Below are 16,704 nucleotides of genomic sequence, written 5' to 3'. Positions count from 1 at the left end.
GCGCGACCAGCCCCCACGAACCCGCACCCGACAACGGCGCCCGCCACCCCCTACGGCTTGGGCAGGGTGCAACCACTCGCACTCAGGCTCAGCACGTTCCCCGTCGTGAAGCACGCCGGAATGATGTACGTCTCCTCCGCGTAGTTGATCCCCTGCCGGACCGTCACGTTCCCGTTCTCGTCCACCTCGCACGGGTTGTCGACGGTGCAGGTCTCCCCGTCCTCGTTGCCCGTGTTGTTGACGGCGACGACCTGGCCCGTGCTGGTGTCGATCACCGGCGACCCCGACGTCCCGCCGATCGTGTTGCAGGCGGAGGTGTAACGGACCGAGTCCTTCCAGGTCCAGTCACCCTCCTTCAGCCGGTACACGAACCCGTCGATGTTGCAGCTGTAGATCGTCTTCCAGTAGCCGGAGACGACCTTGATGGCGGTGCCGGCGACGGGGTGGGTGGCGCTGACGGTCAGCGGGCTGATGCCGTAGGAGCTCTTGATCGCCGCGTACGTCGTGGTGGTGCGGTAGATCGTGATGTCGGTGTCGGTCATCGTGGAGTAGACGACCTGGTTGGCACGGAGCGTGGCGACCCTGGTGCCGGCGGAGTTCAGCAGGCCGAAGGTACGGCTGGAGGACTGGCCGGTGATGACCTCGCCGGGCTCAGGGAAGCCGGTCTCCAGGCAGTGGCCGTTGGTGAGGACCAGGGCGGGGTCGCTGTCCGCGGAGTTCGGGAAGCGGATGACGGAGCCGGAGCAGTTGCTGAGCGAGACGGTGCCCGCGAAGTTGACGGTTACCGCCGCGGCCTTTGCCGTCCGCGGCGAGGCGACGGCCGGAACCACGCCGATCCCGGTGATGGCCAGGGAGGCGAGCGCGGCGACGAGAGGCTTGTTCATGTGGGGGTCCCCTCTATACGACGAGGTGACCGGAGATCTTCCGGCCACCCGCTGTTTTGTCATGCACATTCTCATCACAAGGACCCATGCGGGCAAGGAGTTGTTTCAGGACCGGCGTTGGCGGATTTCCGTACAGGCGGCGCCGCAGGTGCCGTCGCCGGAGCGCCGGCGGGGTCGCGGACCGGGAGTCGTACACGGGAGTGACCAGTTGCCGGGCGGCCCGCCCGGTGTCGGGCAGATCGGCCTCCGGCGCGGTCACGGGCTCGTCTTCGAGCGGCGAGAAATCCACCCGCTCCCTTCCGTCCGGTGATGGGTCAACCCACCCGCCCCGGACGCCACTTGAGGTACGGACACCGCACGGCCCGCGAGGCTCGCCCCCTAGTGGGACTTGCCGCCGCCACCCCGTCCGTGCCCCCAGCCGTGGCCCCCGTCCGGGTAGGTCGCCGTGGGCGTCGTGCCGGCGGTGGCGGTCGGCGAAGGTGTCGTGCCCGTCCCGCCGGTCGCGGTGGCGCTCGGGGAGGCGCTCGCCGACGCGTCGGGCCGGGCCGACGGTGACGCCGTGGCCGGTGCCGCCGACTTCGGCGAGGAGGCGACGGACTCGGTGCGCGGGCTCTGTCCGGGCGCCGCCGCGGCCGACGACTCGCCGGCCGTGCGCTTCGCATCGCCCTGCCCGCCCGGTGGGGCGTCGGTGGACGAGGAGAAGGGAAGGCCCACGATCAGCGCGAGCGCGGACGCGGCGCCCACCGCGCCCACCGCGGCCACCACGTACCTGCCGCGCCGGCCGCGCACGTCGCTCGCACCGCGGGCCGCCCGCCGCCGGTCGGCGCGGCCCGGTCCCGCGGGGGCAGGGGCAGGGGCGGGGGCGGGGGTGATCCGGGGCAGTTCGCGCGTCTCGTCGTATGCGTTGAGCCAGCCGTGCGCGGTCGCCGGGTCCCGGTACTCCTCGTACGCGGGGGCCGGTGCGCCCTCGGGTCGGTAGACGCTGGGCGCCCCGGTCTCGTCCTCGGCAGGTCTCGGCATGGACGCGGATTGTAGGGAGAGGAGGGGCCTTTGAGACAGCTACCGGCGATAACAGGCCAAATCGCCGAGCCCCGCCCCGGTCCCGGCTGTCCCCCACACGTGTCTCACGTGGTGGAAAACACGACCCGGCGGGCGTTACCGCCCCGTAAGCTCACCGACATGCAGGTGATCCAGTCGACCAAGCTCGCCAATGTCTGTTACGAGATCCGGGGCCCGGTTCTCGAGGAGGCGATGCGGCTTGAGGCGGCGGGGCACCGCATCCTCAAGCTCAACACCGGCAACCCGGCCGCCTTCGGTTTCGAGTGCCCGCCGGAGATCCTGGAGGACATCCTCCGGAACGTCTCGACGGCGCACGGCTACGGCGACGCGAAAGGGCTGCTGGCCGCCCGGCGCGCGGTCGTCATGCACAACCAGACCATCGGCATCGAGACCGACGTCGAGCACGTCTTCATCGGCAACGGCGTCTCCGAGCTGATCGTGATGGCGATGCAGGGGCTCCTGGACGACGGGGACGAGGTGCTGGTCCCGGCGCCGGACTACCCCCTGTGGACCGCGGCCGTCTCCCTCTCCGGCGGTACGGCCGTGCACTACCGGTGCGACGAGCAGTCGGACTGGATGCCCGACCTCGCCGACATCGAGCGCAAGGTCTCCGACCGCACCAAGGCGATCGTCATCATCAACCCGAACAACCCGACGGGCGCGGTGTACGACGAGGCGATGCTGCGCGGGCTGACCGACATCGCCCGCCGCCACAACCTGCTCGTCTGCTCGGACGAGATCTACGACAAGATCCTCTACGACGACGCCACGCACACGCCGACCGCCGCCGTCGCCCCTGATCTGCTCACGCTCACCTTCAACGGGATGTCCAAGGCGTACCGGGTGGCCGGCTACCGGGTGGGCTGGATGTCCATCTCCGGGCCCCGCGCGCACGCCGACTCCTACATCGAGGGCCTGACGATCCTCGCGAACATGCGGCTGTGCGCGAACATGCCGGGTCAGCACGGTGTCGTCGCCGCGCTCAGCGGACGCCAGACGATCAACGACCTCGTCCTGCCGGGCGGGCGGCTGAAGGAGCAGGTGGATCTCGCCTACGACCTGCTCACCCAGATCCCCGGCGTGAGCTGCGTGCGCCCCAAGGGCGCGCTGTACCTCTTCCCGCGCCTCGACCCCCAGGTCTTCAAGATCAAGGACGACCGGCAGATGGTCCTGGACCTGCTGCGGCAGGAGAAGATCATGGTCGTCCAGGGCAGCGGCTTCAACTGGCCGGAGCCGGACCACTTCCGGGTGGTGACCCTGCCGACGGTCGGGGATCTGCGGGACGCGATCACGCGGATCGGGCGGTTCCTGGACGGGTACGGCCAGCCGTAGGTAGCCGCCGCATCACGGTCCGTGAACCGCGTCAACTTTAGACGAAATCTAAGCTAGGATGGTTTCCTGTCAGAGCACAGGAGGCCATCTCCCATGTACGAACCGATCCGCACCAAGTCGGTCCACAGCACGATGGCCGGCACGCCTTCCGACTTCCCCCACCGGACGCGCGAGGAGGAGCTGGACATCCAGCTCGCGGGACACCTCGCGGCGCTGCTGGCCGTCACCGACGAGCTGCGCGCACTCACGCCGTCCACCGACCTCGACGCCGCCGCGACCCGGCTGGCCGAGCAGGTGGCCCGGCTGCGGGGCGGACGGACGCCGGTCCGCGCGTCGCTGACGGCGGTCCAGGAGCCGGCCGCGCTCCACGGGCGCGCACACGCACTCGCCGGCCGCGCGCTGGTGGTCGCGGCGTCCCGGGCGGACACCGCGGCCGCGATCCTCGCGGCGGAACGCATGGACGCCCACGCGGCAGCCACCGCCCTCACGACGGCCGGCTGACGCCGCCCCCGACGGCCCCGGTCCGCGCGCTCCCGCAGCGACGCGCGGACCGGGTTGCCACATGTCAGTACGCTGAGGTCATGGGCATGGACTACCCGAAGATGCGCGCGATCGCCGAGCAACTCGGGGCCTACGCGGAGCAGCTCGAAGGGACCTGGAGCGTCGAGATCGGTCCCTCCGGCCCGAGACTGGCGATGATGTGCCCGTCGAAGCGCCGTGAGGGCACCATCCGCCGCATCTGTAAGCAACTGGACCAACAGCTCCTCACCACTCACCCCGGCTACGGCTGCGTCCCCGGCCCCGAGGTCGAACACCCGGCCCTCGCTCGCATGCGCCGCCCCAACGCCGTCGTCATCATCGAGGACGTGCTCGACGAGGAGGGGCTCGCCGTTGACGCCTCCCAAGTGCTGGCCGTCGTCGAGATCGTGTCCCCGTCCAACCCGGACAACGACTACGTCGAAAAGATCAGCGAATACCCGGCGATGGGCATCGCCCACTACATGATCGTCAACCCCCGGAAGGGCACGATCGAGGTGCATGCCGACCCGTGCGGGGACCGCTACCGGCGCATGGACCCGTACATCTACGGCGATGTGGTGCCCTTCGGCCCCTGGCAGGTGGAGACCTCCGGCTTCCGCCGTTACGGCAAGGCCGGGAACGACCCCGCCTGACGGTACCCGGCGGAGCTCTGCGCTCCGGTTTCGTTCCGGGGCGCCCCCTTCACCCCTCGTTCACCCGTTCCACCCAGGAGTGAGGGATTCCGGGAGCACTCTCCCCCTCGTGAGACGTATCGCGGGAATCGTCCTGGCGGTGCTGCTGATCGGTGGCGTGGTGGCTGCCGTCGTCGCAGGCCGGCAAGGGGACGACAAGGGCACGGCAACGAAGACCGTGCGTGGTGTGATCGGTTCGGAGAAGTCGGACTTCTTCGCCGATCCCGATGTGGTGAAGGCCCTCGCCGCCAAGGGCTACACCGTGAAGACTGAGGCGTCCGGATCCTGGGCCATGGAGGATCTGAACCTGAAGGGCTACGACTTCGCCTTCCCGTCCAGTTCGGCGCCCGCCGACACGCTGGCCGAGAAGTACCACGCCCGCCAGCCCCTCCCCCGGCCCTTCTACTCACCCCTCGTGGTGGTGGCCCACCGCGGCGCGGCCCAGGTGCTGGCCGCCAACGGCCTCGCCGTGCTCGACGGGAAGGGCAAGGGCACCCTGAAGATGGCCGCCTATCTGGACGCGGCCGAGCACGACCGGACCTGGCAGCAGCTCAAGGGGGCCAAGGCACACGGGGAGTTGACCGGGACGCTCTACGTCACCAGCACCGACCCGGAGACCTCCAACTCCGGCGCCCTCTACCTCGCCGCCGCCTCCTATGTCGCCAATGGCGGACGGGTGGTGGCGAGTGATGCCGACGTCAGGAGGACGGCGCCGCTGCTGCACAAGCTCGTCAGCGTGCAGGGTGCCCAACAGCCCAGCAGCGACTCGGTGTTCCGGGACTTCATCAGCGGCGCCGGCAACCCGCTGGTGTGCCTGTACGAGTCACAGGTCGTGTCGCTGCTCGCGGAGCAGCACGGCTCCGACGACCTCGTCGTCCTCTACCCGGACACCACGGTCAACAGCGACCACACCGTCGTGCCGCTCGACGACGCCGGCCGGGCACTCGGCGAACTCCTCAGCACCGACCCGACCCTGCGCAAGCTCGCCGTCAGACACGGCTTCCGGCCCCAGGGCGACTCCGCCGAGTTCGTCAGGGCCACCGCCGACCGCGCCGCCTACCTCAACCAGACACTGACCGGCGTCCGGCAGGCGCCCGTGCCCACCTCCGCGGTGCTGCACGAGATGGCCCGCCGGGCGCGCGGCTGACGGGGGGACCCTGTGAGCAACTTCGACAAGATGGTGCCGAGCGGCGGTGAGCCCACGCCCACGCTCAGCGGTGACGACGTCTTCACGCTGACCCCGCCGGAGGCGGTCGCGCCCGTGCCACGGGAGAAGGCCGGCGGGCTGGTGCCCGTCGACGACGGTGTCCGTACGGACATGGCGCGGAAGGCCTCCGACTACGTCCGGGACCTTGCCGCCCTGGACGCCCGGTCGCCGGAGTTCGCGAGCAAGGTAGGCGAGATCACCGGCCTCGGCGCCGGCGAGATGCGCACCGCCGCCTCGCAGTCCAACCGCATGCTGGAACGTGCCGTCCGCAGCCTGCCCGACAAGGGCGGCGACGCCCAGGCCAAGGTGGCCGGCTCGCTCGTCGAACTCCGCCGGGTCGTCGAGGACCTGGACCCGCGCGACCTGCCCGCGGGCAAGGGCCGCAAGTTCCTCTCCCGGCTGCCCGGCGGCAACAAGCTCCGCGACCATGTCGCCAAGTACGCCTCCGCACAGGGGACTCTCAACAAGATCGTCGGTTCGCTGCGCGGCGGGCAGGACGAACTACGGCGGGACAACGCGGCGTTGCAGACCGAGCGGGTGCGGCTCTGGGAGACCATGGGCAAGCTCCAGGAGTACGTCGTGCTCACCCAGGCCCTGGACACCGCCGTCGAGCAGCACGTCGCCCGGATCCCGGACCCCCAGGAGGCCGACGCCGTACGGGCGGACGTGCTGTTCCCGGTCCGGCAGAAGCACCAGGACCTGCTCACCCAGCTCGCGGTGTCCGCGCAGGGCTACCTCGCGATGGACGTCGTACGGCGCAACAACGACGAGCTGATCAAGGGTGTCGAACGCGCCGCCACCACCACCGTGTCCGCCCTGCGCATCTCCGTGATGCTGGCCTCCGCGCTCGACACCCAGAAGAAGGTGATCGATCAGGTCAACGCGTTGCGCGGGACGACCGAGGACCTGATCCGGGGCAACGCAGAGATGCTCGCGAGCCAGAGCGGCGAGATCCAGCGCATCGCCGCCGACCCGGCCGTGGGCGCCGAGACGCTGCGGGCCGCGTTCCAGCAGATCTACCGCACCCTGGACGCCATCGACACCTACAAGGTGCAGGCGACCGAGGCGATGGCGAACACCGTGCAGTCCCTCACGGACGAACTCCAGCAGGCGAGCGCCTACCTGGAGCGCAGCCGTGCGAAGGGTGCGCTGGAGGGCGGCCTCGCATGAACAGACGCCACATGAACAGACGCCGCATGAACAGACGCGCTCTCCTCGCCCTCCTCGCGGCGGCGGCCGTGGTCCTGGCCGGCTGCACCTCCGGGGACCACGGCGACGACTCCACGGCGCCGAGGCCCGGCACCCTCCGGGTCCTCGCCTCCTCCGAACTCAGCGACATGACGGCCGTCTTCGACCGCGTCCGCAAGGACACCGGGGTCACGATCCGTCCGACCTACATGGGCACCCTGGACGCCATCGACCTGCTGGCCAAGGGCAAGGTCGACGGGAAGTACGACGCGCTCTGGCTGTCCTCCGACGACTATCTGCGGCTGCGTCCGGAGGCGGCGAAGAAGGTCGTCTCCGAGACCTCGATCATGTCCAGCCCGGTCGCGATCGGCGTCAGGCCGGCCACCGTCAAGGCGCTCGGCTGGAAGCCGGCCGATGTCACCTGGTCCCAGATCGAGCAGGCCGTCGAAGCCGGGAAGCTGACGTACGGCATGACCGACCCGGCCCGTTCCAACTCCGGCTTCTCCACCCTGGTCTCGGTGGCCTCCGCGCTCTCCGGCGCCCAGTCGGCGCTCACGGACGACGACGTGTCGAAGGCGACCCCGCGGCTGCGCAAGTTCTTCAAGGGCCAGACCCTGACCTCGGGCTCCTCCGGCTGGCTGGCCACCGCCTACCAGCGGCGCACCGACGTCGACGCCCTGCTCAACTACGAGTCCGTCCTCAAGGGCATCCCGGACCTCACCGTGATCCGCCCGAGCGACGGCGTGCTCACCGCCGACTACCCGTTCTCCTCCCTGGCCTCGACCTCCTCCGCCACCCGCGAGGACGTCCGCAGGGTGACGGAGGACCTGCGGACCACGGCCGTGCAGAAGCTCATCACGGACACCACCCGCCGCCGCCCGGTGGTGGCCTCCGTCCCGCCGGCCGCCGGCCTGGACACCACCAGGCGCCGCGAACTCCCCTTCCCCGGCACCAGGTCGGTGGCCGACGGGCTCGTCTCGGCCTTCGAGAACGACCTGCGCCGCCCCTCCCGCACGGTCTACGTCCTGGACACCTCGGGCTCGATGAAGGGCGATCGGCTCTCCCGTCTGAAGTCGGCCCTCACCGACCTCACCAGCGACTTCCGCAACCGTGAGGAGATCACCCTGATGCCGTTCGCGTCGGGTGTGAAGAGCGTCCGCACCCATGTGGTCGACCCGAAGGACAAGCGGGCGGGCCTGGACGGCATCCGCCAGGACACCGCGGCCCTCAGCGCCGACGGCAGCACCGCCATCTACACCTCGCTGGAGAAGGCGTACGACAACCTGCGCGTCGAACGGGACACCTTCACCTCGATCGTGCTGATGACGGACGGCGAGAACACCGCGGGCGCCAAGGCCGGCGACTTCGACGGCTTCTACCGCGCCCTGCCCCTCGCGCAGCGGAACATCCCGGTCTTCCCCATCCTGTTCGGCGACTCCTCACGCACCGAACTCCAGCACATCGCCGACCTGACCGGCGGCCGTCTCTTCGACGCCCAGCAGGGCTCGCTGGACGGCGCCTTCGAGGAGATCCGTGGCTACCAGTAAGGTCCTCGCCTACCTCGAATCCCGCAAGAACCTCACGGGCAGCGGGGCCGGTCTCGTCGGCCTGGTCCTGACCTTCACGGGGGTGGCGGGCACGTACTGGCCGGTGGTGGTGGCGGGCCTGTACGGCGCGGGCGCACTGATCGCACCGCCGGAACGCCCGCCGCTGCCGGCGTTCCCGACCCCGTCGGCCCAGCTGGGAGAGGTGCGGGCCGACTTCCGCAAACTGGAGACCTACCTGGCGGAGGTGGGGCTGCCGGCCCCGACCGAGGCGCGGCTCGGCGAACTGACGGACCTGCTGACCGCGTTGCTGGACCCGGGCCGGCCCGCCGAGCTGCTCGCCCAGGACCCGGAGGGCGTGCACGTCCTCTCGCGGACGGTACGGCAGGACATCCCGGAGGCGGTCGACAGTTTCGTACGCACCCGGTGGTGGACGCGTCTGGCACCCGGCCAGGAGCCTCCGGAGCGGCACCTGGAGCGCCAGCTGGCCCTCCTGAAGGAGGAGGCGGAGCGCCTGGCGGCCGACCTCAGGGACGCCGAGGCCCGGCGCCAGGAGACGCACACCCGCTATCTGGAGGACCGCAACAACTGACCTTCCGGGAAGGGCCGGCCTCCCGCGTGCGGGAGGCCGGCGCGGGGGTCAGGGACAGCTGATGCGGGTGTCGCCCGGGTCGGTGGTGCAGGTGTCGGTGCCGACGCCGCCGTTGGCCGTGTCGTTGCCGGACACACCGTCGGTGGTGACGACCCGGTCGTTGCCGGAGGATCCGTTCACGATGTCGTTGCCCGGACCGCCGTAGAGGGTGTCGTTGCCGAGGCCTCCGTCGATGGTGTCGTTGCCGTAGTCGCCGTAGACGGTGTCGGTGCCGCCGTTGCCGCGGAGGGTGTCGTTGCCGCCCAGACCGCAGATCACGTCGTTGCCGTTGGTGCCGTCGAGGGTGTCGGTGCCGCTGGTGCCGATGACGGTGCAGCCCCGGGAGTTGTTGACGGTGCCGGTCGCCGTGGCGGTGTTGTTGCCGGTCGCCGGGTCGGCCGGGGTGGCGGTGACCGTGGCGGTGTTGCGGAGGGTGCCGGTGGCGCGGGGTTCGGCGACGACCGTGACCGTGGTGCTCGTGCCGGGCGCCAGCGTGCCGAGGGCGCAGGTGGCGCCGGTCGCGGTGGTGGTGCAGCTGCCCTGGACGGGGGTGGCCGAGGCCAGGGTCGCGCCCGCTCCGGAGAGCGTGTCGGTGAGCGTGATGCCGGTGGCGGAGGCGGTGGAATCGGCCGCGTTGGTCACACGGACGGTGTAGGTCGCCCGGTCGCCGATGGTGACGGAGGACGGGCCCGTCTTCGTGACCGAGAGGTCCGCCCTGGGCGGGGGCGGGGGTGTGCCCGCGCCGCCCAGGTAGCGGGCCAGGGCGAAGTCGGTGCCGGGTCCGCCCTGACCGACGGCGACGATCCTGCCGTCGGGCTGGACGGCCACGCCGTGGGCCGCCTCGTTGCCGCCGAAGCTCGTGGCCACCCGGCCGCCGTTGCCGAAGCCGCTGTCCAGGCCGCCGTCGGTGTTGTACCGCAGGACGGTGAAGCCGCCCGGCCCGGTGCCGGCGACGACGATCCGCCCGTCGCTCTGCAGCTTCATGTCCTCGGCACCGGCTCCGGGGGTGACGACCTGGCCGTTGCCGCCGAAGGCCGGGTCCGGGGTCCCGTCGGGGTTGTAGCGGGCCAGAGCGGTCCGGCCGCCGCTCGAACCAGCCGCGACGATCCTGCCGTCGGGCTGGACCGCGAGCGCCTCCGCGGAGTCGTAGTCACCGAAGTCGGTCCGCTGGATGCCGTTGGTGCCGAACCCCGTGTCGAGGCTGCCGTCGGTGTTGTAGCGGACGAGCACGAAGTCGAACCGGGTCGTCCCGACCTCACCCGCGACCACGACCTTGCCGTCGGGCTGCACGGCCAGGGCGCGCACGTCGCCGCCCTCCTGGGAGGACGACCCCAGAGCGGTGGTCACCTTGCCGTCACCGCCGAAGCTCTGGTCCAGGGTGCCGTCGGGGTTGTAACGGGCCACCGCGGCATCGCCGCCGACGGAACCCGCTGCGACGATCTTGCCGCCGGGCAGCGCCACGACGTCCGTGGCCTCTTCGGGGACGCCGAAGTCGGTGAACACCCGGCCGTCACCGTTGCCGAAACTCGGGTCCAGCGAGCCGTCGGCCGCTTTGTACCGGGCCAGTGTGAACCAGCAGCAGTTGTCGGGCCCTCGCCAACTACTGCCCGCCACCACGATGTTGCCGTCGTCGGGCTGCAGGGCCATGGCATGGGCCTCGCTCCACTGGAGGCCCTCGTTCGACGGCAGGTTGTTGATGGCGGTCGTCACCCTGCCGTCGCCGTCGAAGGTGGTGTCCAGGGAACCGTCGGCGTTGTGCCGGGTCAGCGCGAAGTCGCCCTCCGACGCGGAGCTGTCGAAGGTGACACCGACGGAGACGATCCTGCCGTCGGGCTGCAGGGCCACGTCGGCCGCGGAATCGCTGCCTCCGAAGTCGGTGAGGACCGTGCCGTCGCCGGCGAAGGTGGTGTCCAGGTCGCCGGGGGCGGCGACCGCGGTGCCCGGCAGGGCCAGAAGCAGCGCCAGGAGGGTGGCTGCCATGGTTCCGGCCCGGATCGTGAGTGATCGAACACCAGGTGTGAACGATCGAACATGTGGTGTGAACATGGCCGCCAGCGTTCCGGCGCCGGTCCACAGGTCGACGCGCCACGAGCCGCCTTGCCCTCACCGGCCGCAGGAAATCACCCCGGCGGGCGACCGGGACCCCACCCGCACAGGCGAAGGCCTGCCGTCCCCGCATCCGCCGGGGCAGACGGACGCAGCTGACGGCAGGCCTGTCGGCCGCACACGCCGTTGTGCGCGGCCTCGCCGGTTCACACCGCGGCCGGTCGTGACGATCGCCGGTCAGGGCACACTCCCCCACTGCCTTAAGGGCGTGGGAGGTACCCCCAGTACCGGCCGCGGAGTCTTTCCGATTTCCGAAGGGGACTCAGCCCAGCCGCTCCACCAGCGCCCGGTACTCGGCCCACAGCTCCTTCGGCGTGTGGTCGCCGAAGGTGTTCAGGTGGTCGGGGACGAGCGACGCCTCCTCCCGCCAGATCTCCTTGTCGACGGTCAGCAGGAAGTCGAGGTCGCTGTCGGCGAGGTCGAGCCCCTCGGTGTCGAGGGCGTCCCGGGTCGGCAGCACACCGATCGGCGTCTCGACGCCCTCGGCCTTGCCGTCCAGCCGCTCCACGATCCACTTCAGGACCCGGGAGTTCTCGCCGAAGCCCGGCCAGACGAACTTGCCCTCGTCGTTCTTGCGGAACCAGTTGACGTAGTAGATCTTCGGCAGCTTGGACTGGTCCTTGTCCTTGGCCACGTCGATCCAGTGGGCCATGTAGTCGCCCATGTTGTAGCCGCAGAACGGCAGCATCGCGAACGGGTCGCGGCGCAGCTCGCCGACCTTGCCCTCGGCGGCGGCGGTCTTCTCGGAGGCCACGTTGGCACCCAGGAAGACACCGTGGTTCCAGTCGAAGGACTCGGTGACCAGCGGTACGGCGGTGGCGCGGCGGCCGCCGAAGAGGATCGCCGAGATGGGCACGCCCCTGGGGTCCTCCCACTCCGGCGCGATGATCGGGCACTGGGCGGCGGGCACGGTGAAGCGGGCGTTGGGGTGGGCGGCCGGGGCGTCGGACGCCGGCGTCCAGTCGTTGCCCTTCCAGTCCGTCAGGTGGGCCGGAGTCTCCTCCGTCATGCCCTCCCACCAGATGTCGTCGTCGTCCGTCAGCGCCACGTTGGTGAAGACGGCGTTGCCCCACAGCGTCTTCATCGCGTTGGCGTTGGTGTGCTCACCGGTGCCGGGCGCGACGCCGAAGAAGCCGGCCTCGGGGTTGATGGCGTAGAGACGGCCGTCCTCGCCGAACCGCATCCAGGCGATGTCGTCGCCGATCGTCTCCACGGTCCACCCGGAGACGGTGGGCTCCAGCATGGCGAGGTTGGTCTTGCCGCAGGCGCTCGGGAAGGCCGCGGCGACGTACTTGGACTCGCCCTGCGGAGGCGTGAGCTTGAGGATCAGCATGTGCTCGGCGAGCCAGCCCTCGTCGCGGGCCATGACGGACGCGATGCGCAGGGCGTAGCACTTCTTGCCGAGCAGGGCGTTGCCGCCGTAGCCGGAGCCGTAGGACCAGATCTCGCGCGACTCGGGGAAGTGCGAGATGTACTTGGTCTGGTTGCACGGCCAGGGGACGTCTGCCTCGCCCTCGGCCAGGGGGGCGCCGAGGGTGTGGACGGCCTTCACGAAGAAGCCGTCGGAGCCGAGTTCGTCGAGGACGGGCCGGCCCATGCGCGTCATCGTGCGCATCGAGACGGCGACGTACGCCGAGTCCGTGATCTCCACGCCGAGAGCGGACAGCGGCGAGCCGAGGGGGCCCATGCAGAACGGGACGACGTACATCGTCCGGCCCTTCATCGAGCCGCGGAACAGGCCCTTCTCACCCGAAAAGATCTCCCGCATCTCGGCGGGGGCCTTCCAGTGGTTGGTCGGGCCCGCGTCCTGCTCCTGCTCGGAGCAGATGAACGTACGGTCCTCGACCCGGGCGACGTCGGTCGGGTCGGAGGCCGCGTAGTAGGAGTGGGGGCGCTTGATCGGGTCGAGCTTCTTGAAGGTGCCCTTCGCCACGAGCTCTTCGCACAGTCGCTCGTACTCGGCCTCGGATCCGTCACACCAGACCACGCTGTCCGGTTGCGTCAGTTCGGCGATCTCGTTGACCCACGAGATCAGTTCCTGATGGTGGGTGGGGATGACGGTGGGAGCCGCGATGTCGCGCGCCACGGTTGCTCCTAAATGAGGGATTTTTTTGATCTTGTGGCCGTGTTTTCAGGCCTTGTTGCCCCGTGGGGGCTGCGACCCGGATGCTTCGTAGCCGCTCATCCGGTGCCGACCGCACTCATTTGATCCTCCGACCCGATCACCCATCTGTCCAGAGGGAGTCACAGATGAGCGACGTGAGGAAGGCCACGGTTTCTGCGCCCACCTGCGTTTCTTTGCGTCCACATTGAGTTCGCCTCAAGGTCTTTTTGCAGACCGGCGTGAGCGCAACCGGGGCTCCGTGAGACGATGGCCACTCTCCGGCGGTCATCGAGCGGGACTGATCCGTAACTTACGGTTCCGTAGGTACGATGCCCTTCATGACTGCGCCCGTCCCCGACGCGCCCACGGACTCGCCGGCCGCCGGCCGCGGCCCCGCCGCGCTCTCTTCCCTGTCGCAACAGGTCAAGCCCAAGCTGCGCGGCTGGCTGCACCTGGGCATGTTCCCGGCCGTACTCGTCGCGGGCCTCGTCCTCACCGCCCTCGCCGACTCACCGCGCGGCCGTATCGCCTGCGGGATCTTCGCCCTGACGGCATGTCTGCTGTTCGGCGTGAGCGCGCTCTACCACCGGGGCAACTGGACCCCGCGCATGGACGGCATCCTGCGCAGGCTCGACCACGCCAACATCTTCCTGATCATCGCGGGCACCTACACACCCCTGACCATGCTGCTGCTGCCCGGAGCCAAGGGGCAGTGGCTGCTGTGGGGCATCTGGGGCGCGGCGGCCGCGGGCATCGTCTTCCGGGTCTTCTGGGTCGGCGCACCGCGCTGGCTGTACACGCCCTGCTACATAGCAATGGGCTGGGCGGCGGTCTTCTTCCTGCCCGACTTCATGCGTACCGGCGGTATCGCGGTCCTGGTCCTGGTGATCGTGGGCGGTCTCCTCTACAGCGCGGGCGGCGTGATCTACGGCATCAAGCGCCCGAACCCGTCACCGCGCTACTTCGGGTTCCACGAGGTGTTCCACTCCCTCACACTGGCCGCCTTCGTCGTCCACTACGTCGGCATCTCCCTGGTGGCGTACCAGCACGCATAGCTCCCGGCACCGCTCGTCCGAGTGGCCACGGCTTCCGAGCCGTGGCCACTTTTTTCATGCCCTCCTCCATGGCCCCCCAGGCCCGTCCCCATATTACGACATCGACTCGCCATTGACAGCAACTAGATTTTGAGAGTTACTCTCATTTCATGGCTACTGTCACTCACCTTGAAGAGACACATCAGAACCCCCGACGCTGGTGGGCCCTCGGTGCCCTGGTCGCGAGCATGCTGGTGCTCGGCTTCGACACGACGATCCTCAACGTGGCGCTCCCGACGATGGCCGAGGAGCTCGGCGCCACCACCAGCCAGCAGCAGTGGATGGCGGACGCGTACGTCATCGTCTTCGCGTCGCTGATGCTCCCCGCCGGGCTCCTCGGCGACCGCTTCGGCCGCCGCCGGATGCTCGTCGTCGGCCTGCTGATCTTCCTGGCCGGGTCCGTCCTGGGCTCGCTGGCCGGCGACGTGAACTGGGTGATCGCCGCCCGCGCGGCCATGGGCGTCGGCGCGGCGCTGGTGATGCCGCTCGCGATGTCCGTGCTGCCCTCGCTGTTCGGACCGGGCGAGCGCACCCGGGCCGTCGGCATCGTCTCGGCCGCCTCGGCGCTCGGCCTGCCGCTCGGCCCGATCATCGGCGGCTTCCTGCTCAACCACTTCTGGTGGGGCTCGGTCTTCCTGATCAACGTGCCGATGGCCGCCATCGGCGTCGCCGCCTGCGTCTTCCTGCTCCCCGAGACCAGCGACCCCGCCTCGCCCAGGGTCGACGTCCTCTCCACCGCGCTCACCGCGATCGGCCTCGGCGCCCTGGTCTACGCGATCATCGAGGCCCCCGGCCGCGGCTGGGGCGACCCGCTGGTCCTTGCCCTGTTCGCGGTCGCCGTCGTCCTCGGCACGGCCCTGGTGCTGCGCGAACGCCGGGCGTACCGCCCCATGCTCGACATGGAGCTCCTCACCCACCGCGGCTTCCTGCTGAACACCCTCGCGGCGACCCTGGTGATGTTCGTGCTGTCGGGCCTGATGTTCGTGCTGCCGCCCTACCTCCAGGCGGTCCTCGGCAACGACGCCTTCGGCACCGGCCTGCGGCTGCTGCCCATGATGGGCGGCCTGCTCGTCGCCGCGCGCGCCGCCCAGCCGGTCGTCGCCCGCTTCGGCGCCCGCGCCGTGGTCGCCGCCGGCCTGGTGGTCCTCGCCTTCGCCGCCCTGCTCGGCAGCCGCACCTCGGTGAGCGACGGCTACGGCTTCACCGCGCTGTGGCTGTCCGTCGCGGGCCTCGGCTTCGGCTTCTCGGTGGTCCCCTCCATGGACGGCGCCCTCGGCGCCCTGCCCGCGGACCGGGCCGGCAGCGGCTCCGGGCTGCTGATGACCACGCGCCAGGTCGGCGGCGCGATCGGCATCGCCCTGCTCGGCAGCCTGCTGGCCGGCACCTTCCGCGACCGCCTGGACGTGACCGGCCTGCCCGCCCCGCTCGGCCACACCGCCGGCGAGTCGGTGGTCGCCGCCCACCTGGTCGCAGCGAAGACGGGCTCCACCCACCTCGTCGCCTCCGCGAACGCCTCGTACGTCCACGGCATGGGCCTGGTCCTGACGGTGTGCGGCATCGCCGCGCTCGCCACCGCCCTGCTGGCCGCCGCGCTCCTGCCCAACACCCCGACCGAGCACCGTACCGAGGGGAACGAGTCCCCGGCCGTGGCCCCCGCCACCGCCGATGCCGGACAATGACCGGCATGACGGCACCGCGCACCTCCTTCTCCCCCGCCGACAACCCCCGGCTCGGCCTGCGCGAACGGAAGAAGATCAAGACCCGCGAGGCGATCCGCACCGCGATGTACGCGCTGGTCGCGGAGCAGGGGTACGACGCGACGACGATCGAGCAGATCGCCGAGCGGGCCGAGGTGTCGCCGTCGACGGTCTACCGGTACTTCCCGACCAAGGAGGACATCGTCCTCACGGACGAGTACGACCCGCTCATCATGGAGGAGCTCCGGGCGCGCCCCGCCGACGAGGCGTGGCCGGTCTCCCTCCGCCATGTGATGCACCGGGCGATCAGGATGGGCATGAAGGAGGACCCCGTGGTCTCCCGGCTGCGCACCCGGCTGATGGTCGAGGTGCCGGCGGTGCGCTCGCGGATGATGGAGAGCATGTCGAGCACCGGCCGCATGCTCCGCCAGGCCATCGGCGAGCGCACCGGCCTCGACCCGGACAGCCTGGAGGTACGGGTCTACGCGATGTCCATCGTCGGCGGCCTGCTGGAGACCTCGATGTACTGGGCGGAGCAGGAGCACGAGCCCGACTACGACGCCCTCATCGACCGTGCGCTGAACGTCATCGAGCACGGCCTGCCCCCGGAAAACCACTGAGGTCACGGCCGTCGGCCATGCGATCCT

14 protein-coding genes are annotated in these 16,704 nt (G+C 70.3%); 10 read left to right on the top strand and 4 right to left on the bottom strand.

All coding sequences use genetic code 11. From position 1 onward, the window contains the following. Positions 1-50 precede the first annotated feature (50 nt). Both ACFWPS_RS43270 and ACFWPS_RS43265 read right to left on the bottom strand, forming a co-directional pair. Complete coding sequence (locus ACFWPS_RS43270) at positions 51-884, bottom strand: trypsin-like peptidase domain-containing protein (RefSeq protein WP_383716686.1); 834 nt, start codon at positions 882-884, stop codon at positions 51-53. A 378-nt stretch (positions 885-1,262) separates the two neighbouring features. After that, on the bottom strand, positions 1,263-1,904 hold the full coding sequence (locus ACFWPS_RS43265; protein ID WP_383716684.1) for a hypothetical protein: 642 nt from the start codon (positions 1,902-1,904) through the stop codon (positions 1,263-1,265). 159 nt (positions 1,905-2,063) lie between these two features. Between ACFWPS_RS43265 and ACFWPS_RS43260 the strand changes: the two genes are divergently transcribed. The 7 genes from ACFWPS_RS43260 to ACFWPS_RS43230 all read left to right on the top strand — a co-directional run bounded on the left by ACFWPS_RS43260 (position 2,064) and on the right by ACFWPS_RS43230 (position 9,017). Further along, complete coding sequence (locus ACFWPS_RS43260) at positions 2,064-3,275, top strand: pyridoxal phosphate-dependent aminotransferase (protein ID WP_383716681.1); 1,212 nt, start codon at positions 2,064-2,066, stop codon at positions 3,273-3,275. A gap of 93 nt (positions 3,276-3,368) precedes the next feature. Then, positions 3,369-3,776 (top strand): hypothetical protein, encoded by a 408-nt coding sequence (locus ACFWPS_RS43255; protein WP_383716678.1) that lies wholly within the window; start codon positions 3,369-3,371, stop codon positions 3,774-3,776. Positions 3,777-3,862: 86 nt separating this feature from the next. After that, positions 3,863-4,447, top strand: a complete 585-nt coding sequence (locus tag ACFWPS_RS43250) for a Uma2 family endonuclease (RefSeq protein ID WP_383716728.1) — start codon at positions 3,863-3,865, stop codon at positions 4,445-4,447. A 109-nt stretch (positions 4,448-4,556) separates the two neighbouring features. Continuing rightward, positions 4,557-5,633: a hypothetical protein gene (locus ACFWPS_RS43245; RefSeq protein ID WP_383716676.1), complete on the top strand. Its 1,077-nt coding sequence runs from the start codon at positions 4,557-4,559 to the stop codon at positions 5,631-5,633. Positions 5,634-5,663: 30 nt separating this feature from the next. Further along, positions 5,664-6,863 (top strand): toxic anion resistance protein, encoded by a 1,200-nt coding sequence (locus ACFWPS_RS43240; protein WP_383716725.1) that lies wholly within the window; start codon positions 5,664-5,666, stop codon positions 6,861-6,863. 26 nt (positions 6,864-6,889) lie between these two features. After that, a complete protein-coding gene (locus tag ACFWPS_RS43235) occupies positions 6,890-8,428 on the top strand; it encodes a substrate-binding domain-containing protein (RefSeq protein WP_383716673.1) in 1,539 nt (512 codons plus the stop codon). Next, complete coding sequence (locus tag ACFWPS_RS43230; protein WP_383716670.1) at positions 8,415-9,017, top strand: hypothetical protein; 603 nt, start codon at positions 8,415-8,417, stop codon at positions 9,015-9,017. The genes ACFWPS_RS43235 and ACFWPS_RS43230 overlap by 14 nt, the downstream gene beginning before the upstream one ends. A gap of 48 nt (positions 9,018-9,065) precedes the next feature. Here ACFWPS_RS43230 and ACFWPS_RS43225 read toward each other — a convergent pair whose 3' ends face one another. After that, positions 9,066-11,036: a calcium-binding protein gene (locus tag ACFWPS_RS43225; protein ID WP_383716669.1), complete on the bottom strand. Its 1,971-nt coding sequence runs from the start codon at positions 11,034-11,036 to the stop codon at positions 9,066-9,068. Between the two features lie 388 nt (positions 11,037-11,424). Next, positions 11,425-13,248: a phosphoenolpyruvate carboxykinase (GTP) gene (locus tag ACFWPS_RS43220; protein ID WP_383716667.1), complete on the bottom strand. Its 1,824-nt coding sequence runs from the start codon at positions 13,246-13,248 to the stop codon at positions 11,425-11,427. 356 nt (positions 13,249-13,604) lie between these two features. On the opposite strand from ACFWPS_RS43220, the gene ACFWPS_RS43215 reads away from it, so the two are divergent. From ACFWPS_RS43215 to ACFWPS_RS43205, 3 genes are all read left to right on the top strand, one after another. Then, positions 13,605-14,321, top strand: a complete 717-nt coding sequence (locus ACFWPS_RS43215) for a hemolysin III family protein (protein ID WP_383716664.1) — start codon at positions 13,605-13,607, stop codon at positions 14,319-14,321. A 149-nt stretch (positions 14,322-14,470) separates the two neighbouring features. Then, positions 14,471-16,039, top strand: coding sequence for an MFS transporter (locus ACFWPS_RS43210; protein WP_383716661.1), 1,569 nt, complete (start codon positions 14,471-14,473; stop codon positions 16,037-16,039). Further along, on the top strand, positions 16,036-16,677 hold the full coding sequence (locus tag ACFWPS_RS43205; RefSeq protein ID WP_383716659.1) for a TetR/AcrR family transcriptional regulator: 642 nt from the start codon (positions 16,036-16,038) through the stop codon (positions 16,675-16,677). Before ACFWPS_RS43210 ends, ACFWPS_RS43205 begins: the two co-directional genes overlap by 4 nt. Positions 16,678-16,704 lie beyond the last annotated feature (27 nt).

Source organism: Streptomyces sp. NPDC058457 (assembly GCF_042720695.1).
Classification (GTDB): Bacteria; Actinomycetota; Actinomycetes; order Streptomycetales; family Streptomycetaceae; genus Streptomyces.
This window is presented reverse-complemented; position numbering and strand designations above follow the sequence as displayed.